Raw genomic sequence first — 16,612 nt, 5'->3', positions numbered from 1 at the left:
TATAGCGGCACAACGCGTTGCCCGACAGAGGTAATTTTCACGCTCCTCGCAGCGCGCGCGCGTAGAAGGCATAATAATAGAAATTTTTCGGCTGTCCGGGGAGTAGAATGTCACGGTTTCTGTGAGAGCAGCGGTGACAAAGCCGCTTCCCGACGGCCCATCTCAACCCACGGCGTTCATTATGGCCTTTACCCTACGCCCCTACCAACTGGAAGCGGTCGAAGCCACCATCAATCATTTCCGGCGGCACCCCGAACCGGCGCTGATCGTGCTGCCGACCGGCGCCGGCAAAAGCCTGGTGATCGCCGAGCTGGCGAAGCGCGCCCGCGGGCGGGTGCTGGTGTTGGCGCACGTCAAGGAACTGGTGGCGCAAAACCACGCCAAATACTGCGCCTACGGCCTGGAAGCGGACATCTTCGCCGCCGGCCTGCAGCAGAAAGAGAGCGCCGGCAAGGTGGTGTTCGGCAGCGTGCAGTCGGTGGCGCGCAATCTGCCGCTGTTCGACGGCGCCTTTTCGCTGCTGATCGTCGATGAATGCCACCGCATCAGCGACGACGACGACAGCCAGTACCAGCAAATCATCCAGCATTTGCAGAAAACCAACCCGCAGCTGCGGCTGCTGGGGCTGACCGCCACGCCCTATCGCCTGGGCAAGGGCTGGATTTACCAGTATCACTACCACGGCTTCACCCGCGGCGACGGCGCCAGCCTGTTTCGCGACTGCATCTACGAGCTGCCGCTGCGCTACATGATTAAGAACGGCTTCCTGGTGCCGCCTGAGCGGCTGGACATGCCGATCGTGCAGTACGATTTCAGCCGGCTGGAGGCCAGAAGCAACGGCCTGTTCAGCGAAGCGGATCTGAACCGCGAGCTGAAGCGGCAAAACCGCGTCACGCCGCATATCATCAGCCAGATTGTTGAGTACGCCGAAGACCGCAAAGGGGTGATGATCTTCGCCGCCACCGTCGAGCACGCCCGCGAGATCCACAGTCTGCTGCCAACCGGCGAGGCCGCGCTGGTCAGCGCCGAAACGCCGCCCGCCGAGCGCGATGCGCTGATCGAGGCGTTCAAACAGCAGCGGCTGCGCTATCTGGTCAACGTCGCGGTATTGACCACCGGCTTCGACGCGCCGCACGTCGATCTGATCGCGATCCTGCGCCCGACCGAGTCCGTCAGCCTGTATCAGCAGATCGTCGGCCGCGGGCTGCGGCTGGCGCCCGGCAAGGAGGATTGCCTGATCCTCGACTACGCCGGCAACCCGCACGACCTGTTCACGCCGGAGGTCGGCGTCAGCAAGCCGCACGGTGACAGCCAACCGGTGCAGGTGTTCTGCCCGGCCTGCGGCTTCGCCAACCTGTTCTGGGGCAAGTGCACCGAAAACGGCGACATCATCGAGCACTACGGCCGCCGCTGTCAGGGCTGGCTGGAGGACGACGACGGCCACCGCGAGCAGTGCGATTACCGCTTCCGGTTCAAGAGCTGCCCGCACTGCGGCGCGGAGAACGACATCGCCGCACGCCGCTGCCATCAGTGTCAGGAGGTGCTGGTCGATCCCGACGACATGCTGAAAGCGGCGCTGAAGCTGAAAGACGCGCTGGTGCTGCGCTGCGGCGGCATGGAGCTGCAAAGCGGCCGCGACGACAAGGGCGAATGGCTGAAGGCCACCTATTACGACGAGGACGGCACCAGCACCAGCGAGCGCTTCCGTCTGCAGACGCCGGCGCAGCGCAAAGCGTTCGAGATGCTGTTCCTGCGCCCGCATCAGCGCGCGCCGGGCGTGCCGTTCGCCTGGCACACCGCCGCCGACGTGCTGGCGCAACAGCAGGCGCTGCGCCATCCGGATTTCGTGGTGGCGCGCAAACGCGGGCAGTTTTGGCAGGTGCGCGAGAAAGTGTTCGATTATCAAGGCCGTTTCCGCCGCGCCAATCAATTGGCCTGAGCGAACTGCCGCCAACCCGGGCAGGTTTTCGTTGCCCTGCGGGCGGCTTTCCGTTAAAATGCCGCGCGCTTTACCTGGGCCTGCCCAGCGTTAAAGCGGGTTTCCGAACTTGCTACTTGGGTCGCCTGTAGCAGGGTAAATTTTCTTTTAAGAGAAAAAACAATGTTCACTATCAATGTAGAAGTACGTAAAGACCAGGGTAAAGGTGCGAGCCGCCGCCTGCGTGCAGCAAACAAATTCCCAGCTATCGTTTACGGTGGCAAAGAAGCTGCAGTTTCCATCGAATTGGACCATGATTCTGTTAAGAACATGGAAGCTAAACCAGAATTCTACAGCGAAGCAGTAACTCTGGTTATCGACGGTAAAGAAACCAAAGTTAAGGTTCAGGCTGTACAGCGTCACCCGTTCAAGCCAAAACTGGCTCACATCGACTTCGTTCGCGTTTAATCGCTACGTTTTCGAACCTTTCGGGACGCCGAAATAAAGAACGCCGCAATTGCGGCGTTTTTTATTGTCTGCGATTCGGCAAGCTTACTTGCCGCTGCCGGTCCGGCGCTGCAGCTGATCGCGCAGGTTCGGCGGCGTGCCTTTGATGGTCAGCGTGTCGGTGGCCGCATCCCAGAAAATGCGCTCGCCAAGCAGCATGGCGTCGAAGTTCAGGCTGATGCCGCCGCCGCTGCCGGCAAATTTGGTCAGCTGGCGCAGCGTGCCGCGATCCGCCGGGAAGCTCTCTTCCAGCTCATACCCTTGCTCGCTGGAGAACTGCATGAAGTCTTTCTCGCCGAGCGGCGACAGCTCCTGCGACAGCGCCTGCAGTTCAATCTCTTCGCCCGCCTGCAGCTGTTCATTGCAATAGCTGTACACCTGCTGGCGCACCGACTGGCGCTCGTTCTTGTCCAGCTGCGCATCGGCGCAATAGTCGTCTACCGCCTGCAGCAGCCCGCGGTTTTGCGCCTTGGTGTCCAACCCTTCGGACGCCGCCAGGAAGTCCATGAAGAAGTCGGCGACCTTGCGGCCCACGCGCCCGCGCAGGAAGGTCAGGTAGCGGGTCGATTCCGGGTTGGTTTCCCACTCGGTCAGATCGATGCGCGCAACGATATCGGCGTTGTTGATGTCCAGATAGTGCGTGGTGTTGATATCCAGCTCTTCGTTGACGCGCATGCTGTTACGGCTGTTCAACACCGCGATCAGCAGGTACTCCACCGCCAGATAGCGGTATTGGCCGAACAGTACCACGCCGCCTTCGGCGAACGGATACTTCGCCAGTTCGTCGCGCAGGCGGCCGGTCGCCGCGCGGCTGAAGGCCAGAAAGTCTTTATCGTCCTTGCGGCAGGTGCGCAGCGCTTCCGCCAGTTCGCTGCCTTCGTTGAACAGGCCTAAGGCCTTGCTCTTGGCGCTGTAGACGCGATGCAATTCCGCCATCATTTCTTCCACCGCCGCGTTGGCGGGAAGCAAGGAATCGCGCAGCACCACGTCCAGCGTTTGCTCGTCGCGTTTCACCAACTGATGCAGAGCGATCTGGTCGATATCCAGACTCATGGTAAATCCTCCTGTTCTTTAGGCGCGTATTCAAACACTGAAGGCCCCGCCCTGCAATACTAAAAAACTGCGGCAAACCGGAAAGGCGCAGCGAGGGGCCGCCCCGGCGCGGGCGAACGATTTCCCGAATGACAGGAAGTGATAAAAGAGCGGAAAATCACTGTCCTATACGGTAAGATAGAGCACTTTGCAGATTACTAAGCGCAATTTTATGCCACAATCATCCCGTTACAGTGACGAACACGTTGAACAACTGCTCTCAGAGCTGGTCAATGTTCTGGAAAAACACCATACCCCCACCGATCTTTCCCTGATGGTGCTGGGCAACATGGTCACTAATTTGATCAACACCAGCGTTGCCCCCGCGCAGCGGAAAACCCTGGCGAGATCGTTCGCGGAAGCCCTGCAGGCTTCTGTCCGTGAAGACAAAGCGCATTAATATTGACTTATGGTGACAAACCGTCAGCGTTATCGTGAAAAAGTCTCCCAGATGATTAGCTGGGGGCACTGGTTCGCCTTATTCAACATTCTGCTCGCCCTTGGGCTGGGTAGCCGCTACCTGTTTGTCACCGACTGGCCCGCTTCCCTGCTGGGCCGCGTCTATGCTCTGGTCAGCCTGCTGGGGCATTTCAGCTTTATCGTGTTCGCCGGCTATTTGCTGGTGATCTTCCCGCTCACCTTCGTGGTGATGTCGCAGCGGCTGCTGCGATTTATTTCCGCCGCGCTGGCCACCGCCGGGCTCACGCTGTTGCTGGTCGACAGCGAAGTGTTCTCCCATTTCCACCTGCACCTCAATCCGGTGGTGTGGGATCTGGTGGTCAACCCGGACCAAAGCGAGCTTTCGCGCGACTGGCAGCTGATGTTTATCTGCGTGCCGGTGATCTTCCTGGTGGAGATGCTGTTCGGCACCTGGAGCTGGCAAAAGCTGCGCAGCCTGAATCGCCGCCGTTTCGGCAAGCCGCTGGCGGCGCTGTTTATCAGCGCCTTTTTCGCGTCGCACCTGATTTATATCTGGGCCGACGCCAACTTCTATCGCCCGATCACCATGCAGCGAGCCAACCTGCCGCTCTCGTACCCGATGACCGCGCGCAAGTTCCTCGAAAAACACGGCCTGCTCGACCAGCAAGAGTATGAGCGCCGCCTGGTGCAACAAGGCAATCCGGAAGCGGTGGCGGTGGAATATCCGCTCAGCGATCTCAGCTACGGCGATAAAGGCAGCGGCTATAACCTGCTGATGATCGTGGTAGACGGCATTCGCGCCAAAGACGTGGCGCAAGACATGCCGGCGCTGACGCGCTTCGCTCAGGAAAACGTGCGTTTCAGCGATCATTACAGTTCAGGTAACCATGCCGATACCGGGCTGTTCGGCCTGTTCTACGGCATTTCCCCGACCTATCTGGACAGCGTGCTCGCCGGGCGCAAGCCGTCGGCGCTGATCAATGCGCTCAGCGATCAAGGCTACCAGCTGGGGCTGTTCTCCTCCGACGGCTTCAACGCCAGCCTGTACCGTCAGGCCCTGTTGACCGACTTCTCGCTGCCGACGCCGGCGCCGCAAAGCGACGCGCAAACCACGCAGCAATGGCAGCGCTGGCTGACGGATCAGGGCGATAAAGAGCCGTGGTTCTCCTATATCAACTTCAGCGGCGCCGAGCCGGCCGAAGGTGCCAAAACCCCGGCGCCGGCCGACTTTATCCAGCGCTATCGTACCGGCGCGCAAGACGTGGACGCCCAGATAGCCCAGGTGCTGGACACCCTGAAACAGCGCGGCCTGCTGGACAAAACCGTGGTGGTGATCACCGCCGAGCACGGCGTCGAATTCAACGACAGCGGCAAAGGCCAATGGGGGGCCGGCACCGGCTTCAACCAGGCGCAGCTGCAGGTACCGTTGGTGATCCACTGGCCGGGCACCCCGGCCCAGACCATCAGCAAGCTGACCGGCCATAACGACGTGATGCGCACCCTGATGCAACGGTTGCTGCACGTGAAGACCGCGCCGAAAGACTATTCGCAGGGCGAAGATCTGTTCACCGCCCAGCGCCGCAACAACTGGATCGCCACCGGCGATGGCAATCAGCTGGTGATCACCACGCCGACGCAGACGCTGATGCTGGACAACAGCGGCAACTATCGCGTCTACGATCAGAACGGCGATGAAATAAAAGACGAGAAACCGCAGCTTGCTCTGCTGTTGCAGGTGCTGACCGATGTAAAACGCTTTATCGCCAACTAACTGCTTAAAACTAAAGCAATCAAGTGGCGAGGCGCTTGCATTAACATCGGGAATCGGTAGTATGAATTTTCATAGCGTCGGCATGTAGCGCAGCCTGGTAGCGCACCGTCATGGGGTGTCGGGGGTCGGAGGTTCGAATCCTCTCATGCCGACCAAATTTAAGAAAACCTGCTGTTACAGCAGGTTTTTTTTCGTCTGCCGTTTACGCGGAAAGTTTGACGATCGCCGCAGGAATACCCTGGCGCACCGCCGCACCGGTTACCCAATCCAGCCAGGTGTTCGGCACTTCGCGCGTCGGATCGGCAAAGCCCAAATCGTTAAGGTTGATGCCGGCGGCGATGCGCTCATCCATCGCCAGCGGTTCGCCGTCCAGGTAGTGCTGGCTGGCGCCCATCTCCCGGTGGCCGTAACCGTGTTCCACCGCGATCACGCCTGGCATCACCCCCGCCAGCAAACTGATCTGCGCCTCCCGGCTGCCGCCCGGCGTACTGATGCTCACCCAGTCACCGTGTTGAATGCCGAAACGCACCCCGTCCACCGGGTTCAGGGCCACCAGGTTCACCGGCTTCACGTCGTGCAAGCGCCGGATCACCGCGGTGGAGCTGCTCATCACATTGGATTTGAAGGACATCAGCCGCAGCGGCCACTGCCGCTCAGGGTAGAGCTCTTCCACCGCGCGGCCGTCCGACAAACGCGCCGGATAACAGGTGGGGCAGCCGCTGAAACGCTCGCCGGTGATCGCATGCCGGTGCTTCGCCACTTCCGCATTCCAGATCTGCAGCGGCTTCTCCCAACGGTTGCCCACGCTGCCGTCGCGGCGACCGCTGTCATGATCGGCGAAGCGGCCGCCGCGGCTGTAGATAAACGCCACGCGGTCGATTTCATCGGCGCGCAGCGTCTGCGCAAGCTGCGGCAACAAGCGATCGACGCCGCACAGCGCCAGCTCTTCCGTCCTCGCGGCCGGCACCGGCGCCTTGCCGGCAAACGCCACGTTGGCGGCGGCGCGCAGATAATAATCCTCGGCGCGGTTGAGCGGCAGCAGCTCGCCCTGGCCGTCGCCGATAGCGCGATCGCCAAACCCCGGCAGCGCCAGGCGTTTGGCGACGGCGATGCAAAATGCCTCCATGGAAATCGGCTGCCCTTGCGCCGTTTTCGCGGTCGCCGGCGTCACTATCGGCCAGCGCGCGGTAGTGGCCTTGCTGGCGACGCCGCCCCAAGGGGCGCTGAATCCCCAGCTCTCAAAGTTATGGGTATCCGGGATAATATAGTCGGCCAGCGCCGTCGTTTCGTTGATAAACGCATCGATGGCGATAAACAGCGGCAAACGCGCCGGATCTTTCAATCGTTCCTCCGCCACGCCGCGCAACCCGGCGATACCGTACAGGGGGTTGGTCATGTTCGAGATCCAGACTTTCAGCGCGTACGGATACCCCGCCAGCGCCGACGTCAGCAGCTCGGTCAACTGCCCGGCGACGAACGGATACCAGGGCGCCCTGGCCGGCCAGGGTGAAACGCCCGCCGCCACTTTTTCGCGGTATTCGTCGGAGGTTTCATAGGCGGCCTTGCTGCGCGCGATATTCAGCCCCTTCGGTTTTACCAGGCCGGGAAACTCGACCAGGTTATAGCGCGGCCCCTCGGCAAAGCCGTTGAATTTACCGCCGCCGACGAAAACTCCACCCTCCAGGCTAAGGTTACCGATCAACACGTTGAGCATCATCACCGACCAGGTATTGTAAAACCCGTTTGCCGCCATCATCCCGCCATGGGCGATCACCGCCGCCTTGCGCCCATGGGCGGTAAAAGCCTCGGCCAGCGCCGCGATGCGCGCCACCGGCACGCCGCATTCCCGGCTGTACGCCTCCGGCGACAGTTTATCGGCGGCCTCTTTCAGACACTGGAAACCACTTTTCACCGCCACCTGCGCGCCGTCGTGCAGCGTCACCGTGCGGGTTACCCACAGCTCGGCACGGTCGCACGCCTCAGCCGGCACCAGCTCCCCCGCGCCGTTGACGACCAGCGGCGACGCCGACTCGGCGCCGTTCAGATGAGCAAGCGTCAGATGCTGCCCCGCCAGCGGGTGCTCGCTCTCGGCGATCACCAGATGCGTGGCGTTGGTCCAGCTCTTCTCGCCGGCGCGTTGCATGGCGGCCTCCGACGGGATGGCGAGATAGTCGGCCTGATAACGCCGGTTGTCGAGGATCCACTGGATCATCGCCATCGCCAGCGCTGAGTCGGTGCCCGGTAATATCGGGATCCAATGGCCATGATCGTCCGCCAGCGTGGTGGTCAGCGGCAACGCCGGCGCCACCACCGCATAGTGAAACTCGCTGCGCAATCTGGCGCTGGCCAGCTGCCGGGCCTGACGCTTGAACGGGTTGCCGGACTGCGCCGGCGAGGTGCCCATAAACAGCGCGAATTCGACCTGTTCCCAGTCCGGTTTCACATGCGGGTTCTTGTCCAGATCGTTCATCAATGCACCGGAGCCGGCACGGTAGGCCAGCCCACAATAAGCGCCGTGCGCGCCGAAGTTTTTGCTGCCGAAGCTGTTCTGGGCGAAGCGCCGCAGGAAGCTGTCGCGCCCATCGTCACCGGCGTTGGTCACCAGCAGCTGGTTGGCTTTCGGCCCCAGCCCCGGCCGCCGGGCGTCGATCGGCGTTTCCAGATCGCGGATCGCCCGCAGGCCGTCCACATGCCCCTCGCCGAACAGATCGCCGCCCTCCACCACTTCAGCGATCAGCTGTTCGAAGCTGATGCGTTGCCACTTGCCCTCGCCGCGCTTGCCGACGCGCTTCATCGGCTCCAGCACGCGCAGCGGGCTGTAAAGCCCCTCCAGCAGCGTGGCGCCGCGCGCGCAGGCGGTGGAACGGGCGTCGAGGCCGCTTTCGCCGCCCAGCTGCGCCAACGCCTCCTGCAACGGCAACGCCGAGTCGACGTGCCGTTCCTGAGACAGCGGATGATAAGGGTTGCCGGCAATGCGCAATACCCGATCGGTCTGTCTGTCCACCCGAACCCGCACGCCGCATTGCGTCCAGCAGCCGAAACACTGGGTCATTGAGATGGCCTGCTGCGGATTGCCTTGCCATTCCGGCATTGCCCGCCCTTCGGGCAGCAGAGAGTTGCCGTTGATGCGATCCAACGTCACCCGCCCTGAGGTGCCGTGAATCAAGCCGTCGATCGCCCGTTTGGCGACCTCACGATAGCTCAGGCCAAAAGCGGACAGCCCGCCGAAGGCCAGGCCCACTTTCAACCACTGACGCCCGGTGAGTTTAGCCATGTTGTTTTCTCCGCAATAAAAACGCCTGTGCTTCACGCACCATGATCATTAACGCCAGCCACAGCCCGAAAGTGCCGACGATCGCCAGCAAGCCGTCGGTACCCAGCGGCAGGCTATAGGGGGAATAAGACGCGTTGTATTTCGGGAGGGTTTGCACCTCGATCAACAGCGTCCAGCGCATCAGCCAGCTCAGCCCCAGCGCGCCGGCCACCAGCAGCGGCGCGCCGCCGCGCGGCAAACGTCGATAGGCGGCACACGCCAGCGCCAGTGCCCACAGCGCGATCCACCCGGCGGCATGCTGACGTGCCGTCGCCTGCGTCTGCAGCCAGTGGCGTACCGCCGCGCCGGATAGCGTATCGCCGCACACCCACAGCAGGATCGCCCCGCCGAGCAGCAACAGCGTCAGCAGCATCCCGCGCGCCAGCGGCGCTTGCAGGCCGGGCCGTTTGCGCATCGCCAGCAGCAACAGGGCCAAGAGCGCCTGCAGCGCGCTGAGGAACATCACGATCGGAAATCCATAGCTGAACCAGATGGGGCGGGCGCGCACGACGGAAACCTCACGCCCGGTGTACAACAGCAGGCCGATAGCTACCAGCGCACAAGCGGGCGCTATCCCACGCAGCAGCGCCACCCGCCTGCCCGTCAGCCGCGTAAATTCGACCGCGATAAACCACAGGCCGATCAACAAGGTAAACAGCGGCAAGAACAGCGCCCCCCACGGCATCCACGACCAGGGCGTCGGATAAGCGTAGAAATGCCAGAAACGGGCGGTTTGATGCAGATCGGCGGTCAACGCCAGCGGCGCGGTGATGGCGCACGTCAGCCCGATAAACAGCGCCATGCGCTCCAGATGCGCGGCGTTATCTCCACCGCGCCAGCGCCACACGCAGGCCAGCAACGCTGCGCAGGCGGCGATGCCGATAAAGAAGAAATATTGCACGGCCCACGGCAGCCAGCTCACCGCCTGCGGCTGGCTCAGCACTTCTGCGATCATCAGTTGGCGGCTCATCGTCCCTCCCCCCATAAGGCGACCTGCGCCCGGCCCGGCAGCGGCGTGACGAAGGCGTCATCCAGCCCCAGATAAAAGACGTGGGGCGCGGTTTGATTCTCCGGCTTGAGGACTTTGATCTCGGCCTCATGGCGCCGCAGCAGCTTGCTCAGCGTGCTGTGCGGATCGCGCATGTCGCCGATGATCCGCGCCCCGCCCACGCACGACTCCACGCACGCCGGCAGCAATCCCGCTTCCAGCCGGTGCACGCAGAAGGTGCATTTGTCCGCCGTTTGGGTGGCGTGATTGATAAAGCGGGCATCGTACGGACAGGCCTGCACGCAATAGGCGCACCCCACGCAGCGTTTGTTGTCGACCACCACGATCCCATCCTCGCGCTGGAAGGTGGCCTGCACCGGGCATACCGGCACGCAGGGCGGGTTGTCGCAGTGGTTGCACAGCCTGGGCAGCAGCACGTTGGTCGCCACCGCTTCGCCTTCGAGGCTGACCTGGTACTGGTTTACCGTGGTGCGAAACTCCCCGTGCGGCGTCTGGTTTTCAATGGCGCAGCTCACGGTACAGGCCTGGCACCCGACGCAGCGCCGCAGGTCGATCAGCATCGCATAGCGTCGGCGAACATCCCCCTCGCGCCGCGTCGGCGCCCACGTCAGCCCGGCTTCCGCCATGGGGATCAGCGAGGCCCCCGCCGTCAACACGCCCAGCCGCTGCAAAAACTGCCGTTTACCGAAATCCATGCGCCTCTCCCACACCCTGGGCATCACCCCGATCACGCTATTGATGCCCGTTAGATGAATAAACAATGTCGATGATTTACAGTGTAAAAATGGCATTGGGCTCAGCTCTATTGTGGTTAACCACATACCGAACCTAACGTTGATCTAAAACAAGTGACGACAGGCAGATTGCCCATCAGGAGGGGCCGTGAGGGTCGTGTTATTACTGCTGCTCAGTCTCGGCTGGGGGATGGCGGCACAGGCGGGCGAGTGGTCGGTCGGCGTGCTGGCGATGCGCGGCGATGCGGCGACCGCGCGTGACTGGCAGCCGCTAATCGACAGGCTCAACGGCAGCGTCGGCGGTGAACGCTTCTGCCTGCGGCCGCTCGATCTGGCGCAGATGCGCGAGGCGGTCAATCGGGGCAGCGTGCAGTTCGTGGTCACCAATCCGGCGCAGTTTGTGCAGCTGAACAGCCACTATCATCTGCGCTGGCTGGCGTCGTTACGCGCCGCCAACGGCGACCGGGCAACGGGCAACATCATCGGCAGCGTGATTCTGGTGCGGCGCGACAGCGGCATTACGACGCCACAGGCGCTGATGGGCAAAACGGTGGGCGCCATCGATCCGCAGGCCTTCGGCGGCTATCTGACCGGTTATAAGGCGCTCAGCGATGCCGGCATACGGCCCGAGCGCGATTTTCACCTGCGCTTTACCGATTTCCCTGCCGACGCCCTGCTCTATCTGTTGCGCGAACGCGCCATTCAGGCCGCCATCGTCCCCGTTTGCCTGCTGGAGAAAATGGATCAGGAAGGCCTGACCAATCCGGCGGATTTTCGCCCGCTGTTGCAACAGGCCGCGTCGGTTCCCTGCGTTACCAGCACGCCGCTTTACCCCAACTGGTCGTTCGCCGCCCTGCCCGGCCTGGATAACTCACTGGTGGATGCGGTGGCAAGAGCCTTGCTGACCGCACCGCCGCAGTCACCCTTCCTGTGGGGCGCACCGGCCTCGACCAGCGAGGTGGAAGCGCTGCTGCGCGCCGTCAATCAGCACCCGGAACAGCGGCGGCTGTGGCTGGATATCAAAAGCTGGCTGATCCAGCATCAGACGGCCGTCGGCCTGTCGCTGGCGGTGCTGGCGCTGTTGATCGTCAACCACATCTGGATCGCGCTGCTGGTACGCCGGCGCGGGCGGCAGTTGCTCCATGCCGGAGAGCAACTGCGGCGGCAGGAGCAGGCGCTGGAGAACGCCAGGCAGCTGAACGTCCTGGGGGAGATGGCCTCCGGCTTCGCACACGAGCTCAATCAACCGCTGGCGGCTATTCGCCACTATGCGCAAGGATGCCTGATCCAACTGCGCAACACGGACGCCGGGCATCCGTTGCTGGGGCCGCTGGAAAATATCGACCGACAGGCGCAGCGCGGCGGCGAGACGATTCATAACCTGCGCCAGTGGGCACAGCCCACCGCAGAGGCGATAGACCAAACGCGCTGGCAGCCCGCTGCGGTAAGCGAAACCGCCGAGCGGGTGTGGGCGCTGCTGCGCCTGACGCAGCGCTATCCCGGCCTGACGTTGTTCAACAACGTGGCGCCTTCGCTGACGCTAACCCTGCCGCCGGCGCTGCTGGAACAGCTGCTGGCGAACCTGCTGCTGAATGCGGCGCAGGCCGGGGCCAATGCCGTCTGGCTTTCCGCAACCCAGAGCGAACGGGCGATCGAGTTGCATCTGCAGGACAACGCGGGCGGCATGACAATGGCCGGGCTGGAACAGGCTTTTCGCCCCTTCAACACCACCAAAGCCGGCGGCATGGGGCTGGGGTTAGCCATTTGCCGGCGCCTGGCCCGCTATGGCGGCGGCGAAATCCGCCTGGCTAACCGCCCCGCCCCCGACAGCCGCAATGGGCTGTGCGTAACGCTGCATTTCATATTGAACGATGAGGAAAACCATGTCGCTAATTCATCTGGTGGACGATGACGTCGCCGTCACCGACGCCTGCCATTTTTTGCTGACCAGCCTCGGCCACGACGTGCAGTGCTGGAATGACAGCACCGACTTTTTGGCGCAGGCCGACCTGTTTCAGACCGGGATCGTCTTGCTGGACATGAGGATGCCGAAACTCGATGGGCACCAGGCCTACGCTGAGCTGCGCCGCCTCGGCAGCACGCTGGCGGTGGTGTTCCTGTCCGGCCATGGCGACGTGCCGATGGCGGTGGAGCAGATGAAGTACGGCGCGGTGGACTTCCTGCAAAAACCGATCGCCGCTGAACCGCTGATCGCCGCCCTCGAACGCGCGCACCGGTTTTCGGCCGTAGCCTGGCAACGCCATGAAACTTACGGCCGCTACCGCACGCTCACGCCGAAAGAACGCGACATCGCGCAGCTGGTAGTGCGAGGCATGATGAATCGGGAAATGGCGGAGCGGCTGAATATCGCGCTGCGCACCGTGGAGGTTCACCGGGCGAAAGTGATGGAGAAAATGCAGGCCGCTAGCCTGGCGGAATTGGTGATTCAGCTGCAGGCTCTGCCGCCCACGCCCCGGGAGTGAACGTATAAAGCCCTCATCAAGCTAACGTCCCGTATTCCTCTTCCCATGATTGACACAGCGCAATCCAGGTAATATATTCATTAGAAATATTAATGAATTACGGTAAAGTCATCTGTTCTCAACCAACAGGCCATCAGCATTCTTCGCATAACCCAGCGTAGCGCTTTCGCCTTCAGGAACCCCGTGAGGGAAAGGAGAGGCGTTGCCTTGAATAAAGCGAAACGATGGCCATGCGACATGACTCAAGCATCATTGCGCCACTATCTGGCCGCTTGGTTGACGTTTTAAATAAGTATGGATTATGAATAACAGAAGAACACGGACTAAATAAGGAATAAAAATGCAAGGAAATCTCAAGCTCTATGGCCTTTTTGTTGGCCTGACGGTGACCATTATGATCACCTGCGACACGTTGGTTTATAAGGTCTTTGATATCTATGGTTTTAAAATAACGGCCAGCGGCATTGTATTCTCTCTGTGTTTCTTGATCTCCACATTGCTTACTGAGGTTTACGGCTATAAATTGTCGGTCAGAGCAATATGGATCATGGTCTTCTGTCAAAGCTTATATGTCATAATACTTAATCTCTCAGCCGTTATTCAGCCAGAAAACAACGATATCGCCACGCACTATTATTCTTTGTACCACGAATTCTGGCGAGTCATGATCGGTACCTGGGTGTCCGTTCCGGTCGCTTATTTCGTCAATGGCTTCATTATTTCAAAGATGAAGATTATCTTCTCCGGCAAATACTTCTTTATCCGATATATTGTGGGCTCCATGTCTACGCAGGCCGCCCTGTTGCTGACAGCCTATCCGATCAGTCTTTCAGGAAAATACACCTTCATGGAGTTGGTTAACATCATAAGCACAACCTGGTCTTATAAAGTTGTCGTCTCCATTGTCTTGCTGCCGCTCGCCATCGCCTTAGTCGAGTGGGTGAAGAAGATAGAAAACACCGATCACTATGATTGGGGCACCTCATACAATCCATTTAAGTAATATCAACAGGGTCTAGCATGAAAGTAATTCAGATTAGCGACATACATATTATGCCTAATGAAACCGCGCTGGCTTCGAAGCATCTTGCTAATTTCGACAGGGCCATTGACTTCATTAATGCCAATGCAGATAAAATCAATGCCGACTTAATCATTGTGACGGGTGACATCTCTCATGATGGCGATATCCCCTCTTATGAGCGCTTCTTTAAGATAATGAACCGCACTTCCTTACCTTTCTATTTTTTCCCAGGCAACCATGACAACAAAAAGAACCTGGACGATGCAGCCCATAAACAGGGCGGCAACTATGATATAAACTCGTTTGAAGATGACGAATGGCGCATGCTCAGCATCGACTCGGTGGTTGATAACGAAGATTTCGGCAGGGTCTCGACGCATGCGCTCGACACGCTTGAAAAAGCCATCGCCGCAAGTGGCAATAAAAAGGTCGCCGTCTTCTTGCATCATCACCCTATTCCTGTAGGCACCCCGATTGTTGATAGCTGTATGTTAAACAATGCTGAGGAGCTATTGAGCCTCTGCCAACGATTAAACGTTAAGTTTATCGGCTCAGGCCATGCGCATACGTTATTCCAAAGAAAGCTGGGGGAAACCTTAATCTCTGTTTCCCCGGCAATTTGTTCGCAATGGAAAAACGGCACAAGCGATGTCAGCAGCATAGACAACTCGGCTTTCAGCGTAATTACGTTCGATGAGCATATTCACGTCGAACCCTGGTTTATTTAATCAACGTCAGTATTGTTTTTTTAGACTTGTCGCTTTTCTTTGCATTTTTCAAAGAGGCAGAGAGTGCTCTGCCTTCTTTTACCCCGGCATAAAAGGCTATTTTCGTCGCATCCAAGGACTCGGTTTTGTCGACAAGATCGCGATCCTTTAGGAAATCCGCCCCTGATATTGATATCGAGTCAACGTCGTTTTTCAACGTCCACATACAGTTTCTTTTTTCTTCATGAATCGACAGTTTGGCCGAGGCGATTTTTATTTTAGACTCGGTCTCGGCGATAAAAGCGATGTCTTTCGGGTTAACGTGCCTGAGAAAATCGCCCTCGATGAGTTGCGCCCAGTTTTTTTTCACGAAAGTATGGGTGCCAAACTCTTTGAAAAGCCAATATCCATCCGCCGTTCGGATCACACTGCGATCTAACGTATAGAGGTAACTGGGAGAGTATATTTTTCTTAGCCTTCTCATTATGTTAAATAAATCCATTTATTTCAGCCTCTTTGTCGTTTTCACTAGAACACCGACGATCGCATAATCGCTATAGGACTTCACGCTGCTATCTGAATCTAATGAGATATTTGTAAACAACAAGTCGTCGTCAGAAACAAAAACTCGCCTTAAGCATATTGGGTAATTTTTCAGCTTAACCAGGACGATGTCCCCATCACAAAATGGCTCCTTGAGGGAGATCACACAATACGTTCCGCGGTCTAATTCAGGCGACAGTGAATTATTCGTTATCTCTGCCACAAACAGCGAATCGTCCGTCATGTCATCGACTTCTGTCGTATAGGTATTTGCCGTTCTGATCGTGTTGGCCAGAAAACGCTCTACATCGCTGTAGCTAATGAGCGGCAGCGATCTCACATTGTGTTTGGCCTCCCCTGTGACGCTTAAATCCTTGTCAGTCAGCGCCCCTACTTTTACGCTGAAAAATTCACCAATGGACGCAAGCGTGGCGATCGTGGGATTCCCCACCCCTTTCCTCAGATTATTGATGGTGGCAATACCTATCCCTGTTTCGCTGCTCAACCGACTGGCGTCAATCCCGTGCATGCGCATGAGGTAAGTGAGGTTTTCGCCTATCATTTTCAATGACATACCATTTTCTTCTGATATTTTAATGTTGTTTGGTTGCATTATAATGTTTTAAACCTATACTTTAGCATCATTAAAGTGAATTAAAAACATTAAACCACTTCCAGGGTGGGCATGACAATGATCCTGGGCGAGAGACGGACGAAAAACACAAAAAACCTATTGTAATAAAATGATTTTATTGCAAACCATCGTTCTTGATGAACGTGACTGGTTTTTATTGAAATGATTCATTTTACTTATAAAAACTATCTAAGCAGGCTAACTCATATCCCGTTCATCAAGCTTCAGAGGCGCTTGACAACGCCCGGGATATCTTCATCGCATTCACGCCATAGCTGCCGCGGGAGAAACCTAAAATACTGATCATTAACCCCGCAGCAATTTAGTGCAAGAAAGCCCACCTGGAGAGCAAACCGCATCCCGGTTTAATTTTAAACGAAATGAGATGAATGCCTTTTTCAGCGCTCATAGAGCGACTATTGCCCAACACTCGGGATTTTTTCTCCGTCAGAACGCG

General features: G+C 58.8%; 14 protein-coding genes and 1 tRNA gene. 9 read left to right on the top strand and 6 right to left on the bottom strand.

The window, feature by feature from the left end:
• Positions 1 to 181 precede the first annotated feature (181 nt).
• Both radD and rplY read left to right on the top strand, forming a co-directional pair.
• Positions 182 to 1,939, top strand: coding sequence for a DNA repair helicase RadD (gene radD, locus AC4PR2_RS18920; RefSeq protein WP_087763384.1), 1,758 nt, complete (start codon positions 182 to 184; stop codon positions 1,937 to 1,939).
• Between the two features lie 162 nt (positions 1,940 to 2,101).
• Positions 2,102 to 2,386, top strand: coding sequence for a 50S ribosomal protein L25 (rplY, locus tag AC4PR2_RS18915; RefSeq protein ID WP_019453645.1), 285 nt, complete (start codon positions 2,102 to 2,104; stop codon positions 2,384 to 2,386).
• Between the two features lie 84 nt (positions 2,387 to 2,470).
• On the opposite strand, the gene yejK is transcribed toward rplY, so the two are convergent.
• The gene (gene yejK / locus AC4PR2_RS18910; protein WP_149571280.1) at positions 2,471 to 3,478 is read right to left on the bottom strand and encodes a nucleoid-associated protein YejK; all 1,008 of its coding nucleotides are present in this window, start codon (positions 3,476 to 3,478) and stop codon (positions 2,471 to 2,473) included.
• 211 nt (positions 3,479 to 3,689) lie between these two features.
• On the opposite strand from yejK, the gene AC4PR2_RS18905 reads away from it, so the two are divergent.
• The 3 genes from AC4PR2_RS18905 to AC4PR2_RS18895 all read left to right on the top strand — a co-directional run bounded on the left by AC4PR2_RS18905 (position 3,690) and on the right by AC4PR2_RS18895 (position 5,863).
• Positions 3,690 to 3,917 (top strand): YejL family protein, encoded by a 228-nt coding sequence (locus AC4PR2_RS18905; protein ID WP_004935782.1) that lies wholly within the window; start codon positions 3,690 to 3,692, stop codon positions 3,915 to 3,917.
• A 9-nt stretch (positions 3,918 to 3,926) separates the two neighbouring features.
• Positions 3,927 to 5,708 (top strand): LPS biosynthesis-modulating metalloenzyme YejM, encoded by a 1,782-nt coding sequence (gene yejM, locus AC4PR2_RS18900; protein WP_346420304.1) that lies wholly within the window; start codon positions 3,927 to 3,929, stop codon positions 5,706 to 5,708.
• 78 nt (positions 5,709 to 5,786) lie between these two features.
• Positions 5,787 to 5,863 (top strand) — tRNA-Pro (locus AC4PR2_RS18895).
• A 47-nt stretch (positions 5,864 to 5,910) separates the two neighbouring features.
• Here the strand turns inward: AC4PR2_RS18895 and ttrA are convergent.
• From ttrA to ttrB, 3 genes are read right to left on the bottom strand one after another with little or no spacing between them, the layout of a single operon-like run.
• Positions 5,911 to 8,982, bottom strand: a complete 3,072-nt coding sequence (ttrA, locus tag AC4PR2_RS18890) for a tetrathionate reductase subunit TtrA (protein WP_492175366.1) — start codon at positions 8,980 to 8,982, stop codon at positions 5,911 to 5,913.
• Positions 8,975 to 9,991, bottom strand: coding sequence for a tetrathionate reductase subunit TtrC (ttrC, locus tag AC4PR2_RS18885; protein ID WP_346420303.1), 1,017 nt, complete (start codon positions 9,989 to 9,991; stop codon positions 8,975 to 8,977). The genes ttrA and ttrC overlap by 8 nt, the downstream gene beginning before the upstream one ends.
• The gene (gene ttrB, locus AC4PR2_RS18880; protein WP_060420154.1) at positions 9,988 to 10,725 is read right to left on the bottom strand and encodes a tetrathionate reductase subunit TtrB; all 738 of its coding nucleotides are present in this window, start codon (positions 10,723 to 10,725) and stop codon (positions 9,988 to 9,990) included. Before ttrB ends, ttrC begins: the two co-directional genes overlap by 4 nt.
• A 229-nt stretch (positions 10,726 to 10,954) precedes the next feature.
• Here ttrB and ttrS point away from each other — a divergent pair, with 229 nt between their 5' ends.
• The 4 genes from ttrS (at position 10,955) to AC4PR2_RS18860 (ending at position 14,999) form a co-directional block, all read left to right on the top strand.
• Positions 10,955 to 12,676, top strand: a complete 1,722-nt coding sequence (gene ttrS, locus AC4PR2_RS18875) for a tetrathionate respiration histidine kinase TtrS (protein WP_492175372.1) — start codon at positions 10,955 to 10,957, stop codon at positions 12,674 to 12,676.
• The gene (ttrR, locus tag AC4PR2_RS18870; protein ID WP_197802994.1) at positions 12,648 to 13,247 is read left to right on the top strand and encodes a tetrathionate respiration response regulator TtrR; all 600 of its coding nucleotides are present in this window, start codon (positions 12,648 to 12,650) and stop codon (positions 13,245 to 13,247) included. The genes ttrS and ttrR overlap by 29 nt, the downstream gene beginning before the upstream one ends.
• 340 nt (positions 13,248 to 13,587) lie before the next feature.
• Positions 13,588 to 14,250, top strand: a complete 663-nt coding sequence (locus AC4PR2_RS18865; RefSeq protein ID WP_025303625.1) for a VUT family protein — start codon at positions 13,588 to 13,590, stop codon at positions 14,248 to 14,250.
• 17 nt (positions 14,251 to 14,267) lie between these two features.
• Positions 14,268 to 14,999 carry a metallophosphoesterase gene (locus AC4PR2_RS18860; RefSeq protein ID WP_197802992.1) on the top strand — a complete coding sequence of 244 codons (732 nt, stop codon included), beginning with the start codon at positions 14,268 to 14,270 and terminating at the stop codon, positions 14,997 to 14,999.
• Here the strand turns inward: AC4PR2_RS18860 and AC4PR2_RS18855 are convergent.
• Together AC4PR2_RS18855 and AC4PR2_RS18850 are read right to left on the bottom strand one after the other, a co-directional pair.
• A complete protein-coding gene (locus AC4PR2_RS18855) occupies positions 14,992 to 15,480 on the bottom strand; it encodes an ATP synthase subunit B family protein (RefSeq protein ID WP_089186226.1) in 489 nt (162 codons plus the stop codon). The two genes, AC4PR2_RS18860 and AC4PR2_RS18855, sit on opposite strands and share 8 nt — an antisense overlap.
• Positions 15,481 to 16,134 (bottom strand): helix-turn-helix domain-containing protein, encoded by a 654-nt coding sequence (locus tag AC4PR2_RS18850; protein WP_492175365.1) that lies wholly within the window; start codon positions 16,132 to 16,134, stop codon positions 15,481 to 15,483.
• Positions 16,135 to 16,612 lie beyond the last annotated feature (478 nt).

This window comes from Serratia sp. A07 (genome assembly GCF_058725505.1).
This window is presented reverse-complemented; position numbering and strand designations above follow the sequence as displayed.

Coding starts and splice junctions, on each gene's coding strand:
- radD (WP_087763384.1), top strand. CDS start 182: ATGGCCTTTACCCTACGCCCCTACCAACTGGAAGCGGTCGAAGCCACC.
- rplY (WP_019453645.1), top strand. CDS start 2,102: ATGTTCACTATCAATGTAGAAGTACGTAAAGACCAGGGTAAAGGTGCG.
- yejK (WP_149571280.1), bottom strand. CDS start 3,478: ATGAGTCTGGATATCGACCAGATCGCTCTGCATCAGTTGGTGAAACGC.
- AC4PR2_RS18905 (WP_004935782.1), top strand. CDS start 3,690: ATGCCACAATCATCCCGTTACAGTGACGAACACGTTGAACAACTGCTC.
- yejM (WP_346420304.1), top strand. CDS start 3,927: ATGGTGACAAACCGTCAGCGTTATCGTGAAAAAGTCTCCCAGATGATT.
- ttrA (WP_492175366.1), bottom strand. CDS start 8,982: ATGGCTAAACTCACCGGGCGTCAGTGGTTGAAAGTGGGCCTGGCCTTC.
- ttrC (WP_346420303.1), bottom strand. CDS start 9,991: ATGAGCCGCCAACTGATGATCGCAGAAGTGCTGAGCCAGCCGCAGGCG.
- ttrB (WP_060420154.1), bottom strand. CDS start 10,725: ATGGATTTCGGTAAACGGCAGTTTTTGCAGCGGCTGGGCGTGTTGACG.
- ttrS (WP_492175372.1), top strand. CDS start 10,955: ATGGCGGCACAGGCGGGCGAGTGGTCGGTCGGCGTGCTGGCGATGCGC.
- ttrR (WP_197802994.1), top strand. CDS start 12,648: ATGTCGCTAATTCATCTGGTGGACGATGACGTCGCCGTCACCGACGCC.
- AC4PR2_RS18865 (WP_025303625.1), top strand. CDS start 13,588: ATGCAAGGAAATCTCAAGCTCTATGGCCTTTTTGTTGGCCTGACGGTG.
- AC4PR2_RS18860 (WP_197802992.1), top strand. CDS start 14,268: ATGAAAGTAATTCAGATTAGCGACATACATATTATGCCTAATGAAACC.
- AC4PR2_RS18855 (WP_089186226.1), bottom strand. CDS start 15,480: ATGGATTTATTTAACATAATGAGAAGGCTAAGAAAAATATACTCTCCC.
- AC4PR2_RS18850 (WP_492175365.1), bottom strand. CDS start 16,134: ATGCAACCAAACAACATTAAAATATCAGAAGAAAATGGTATGTCATTG.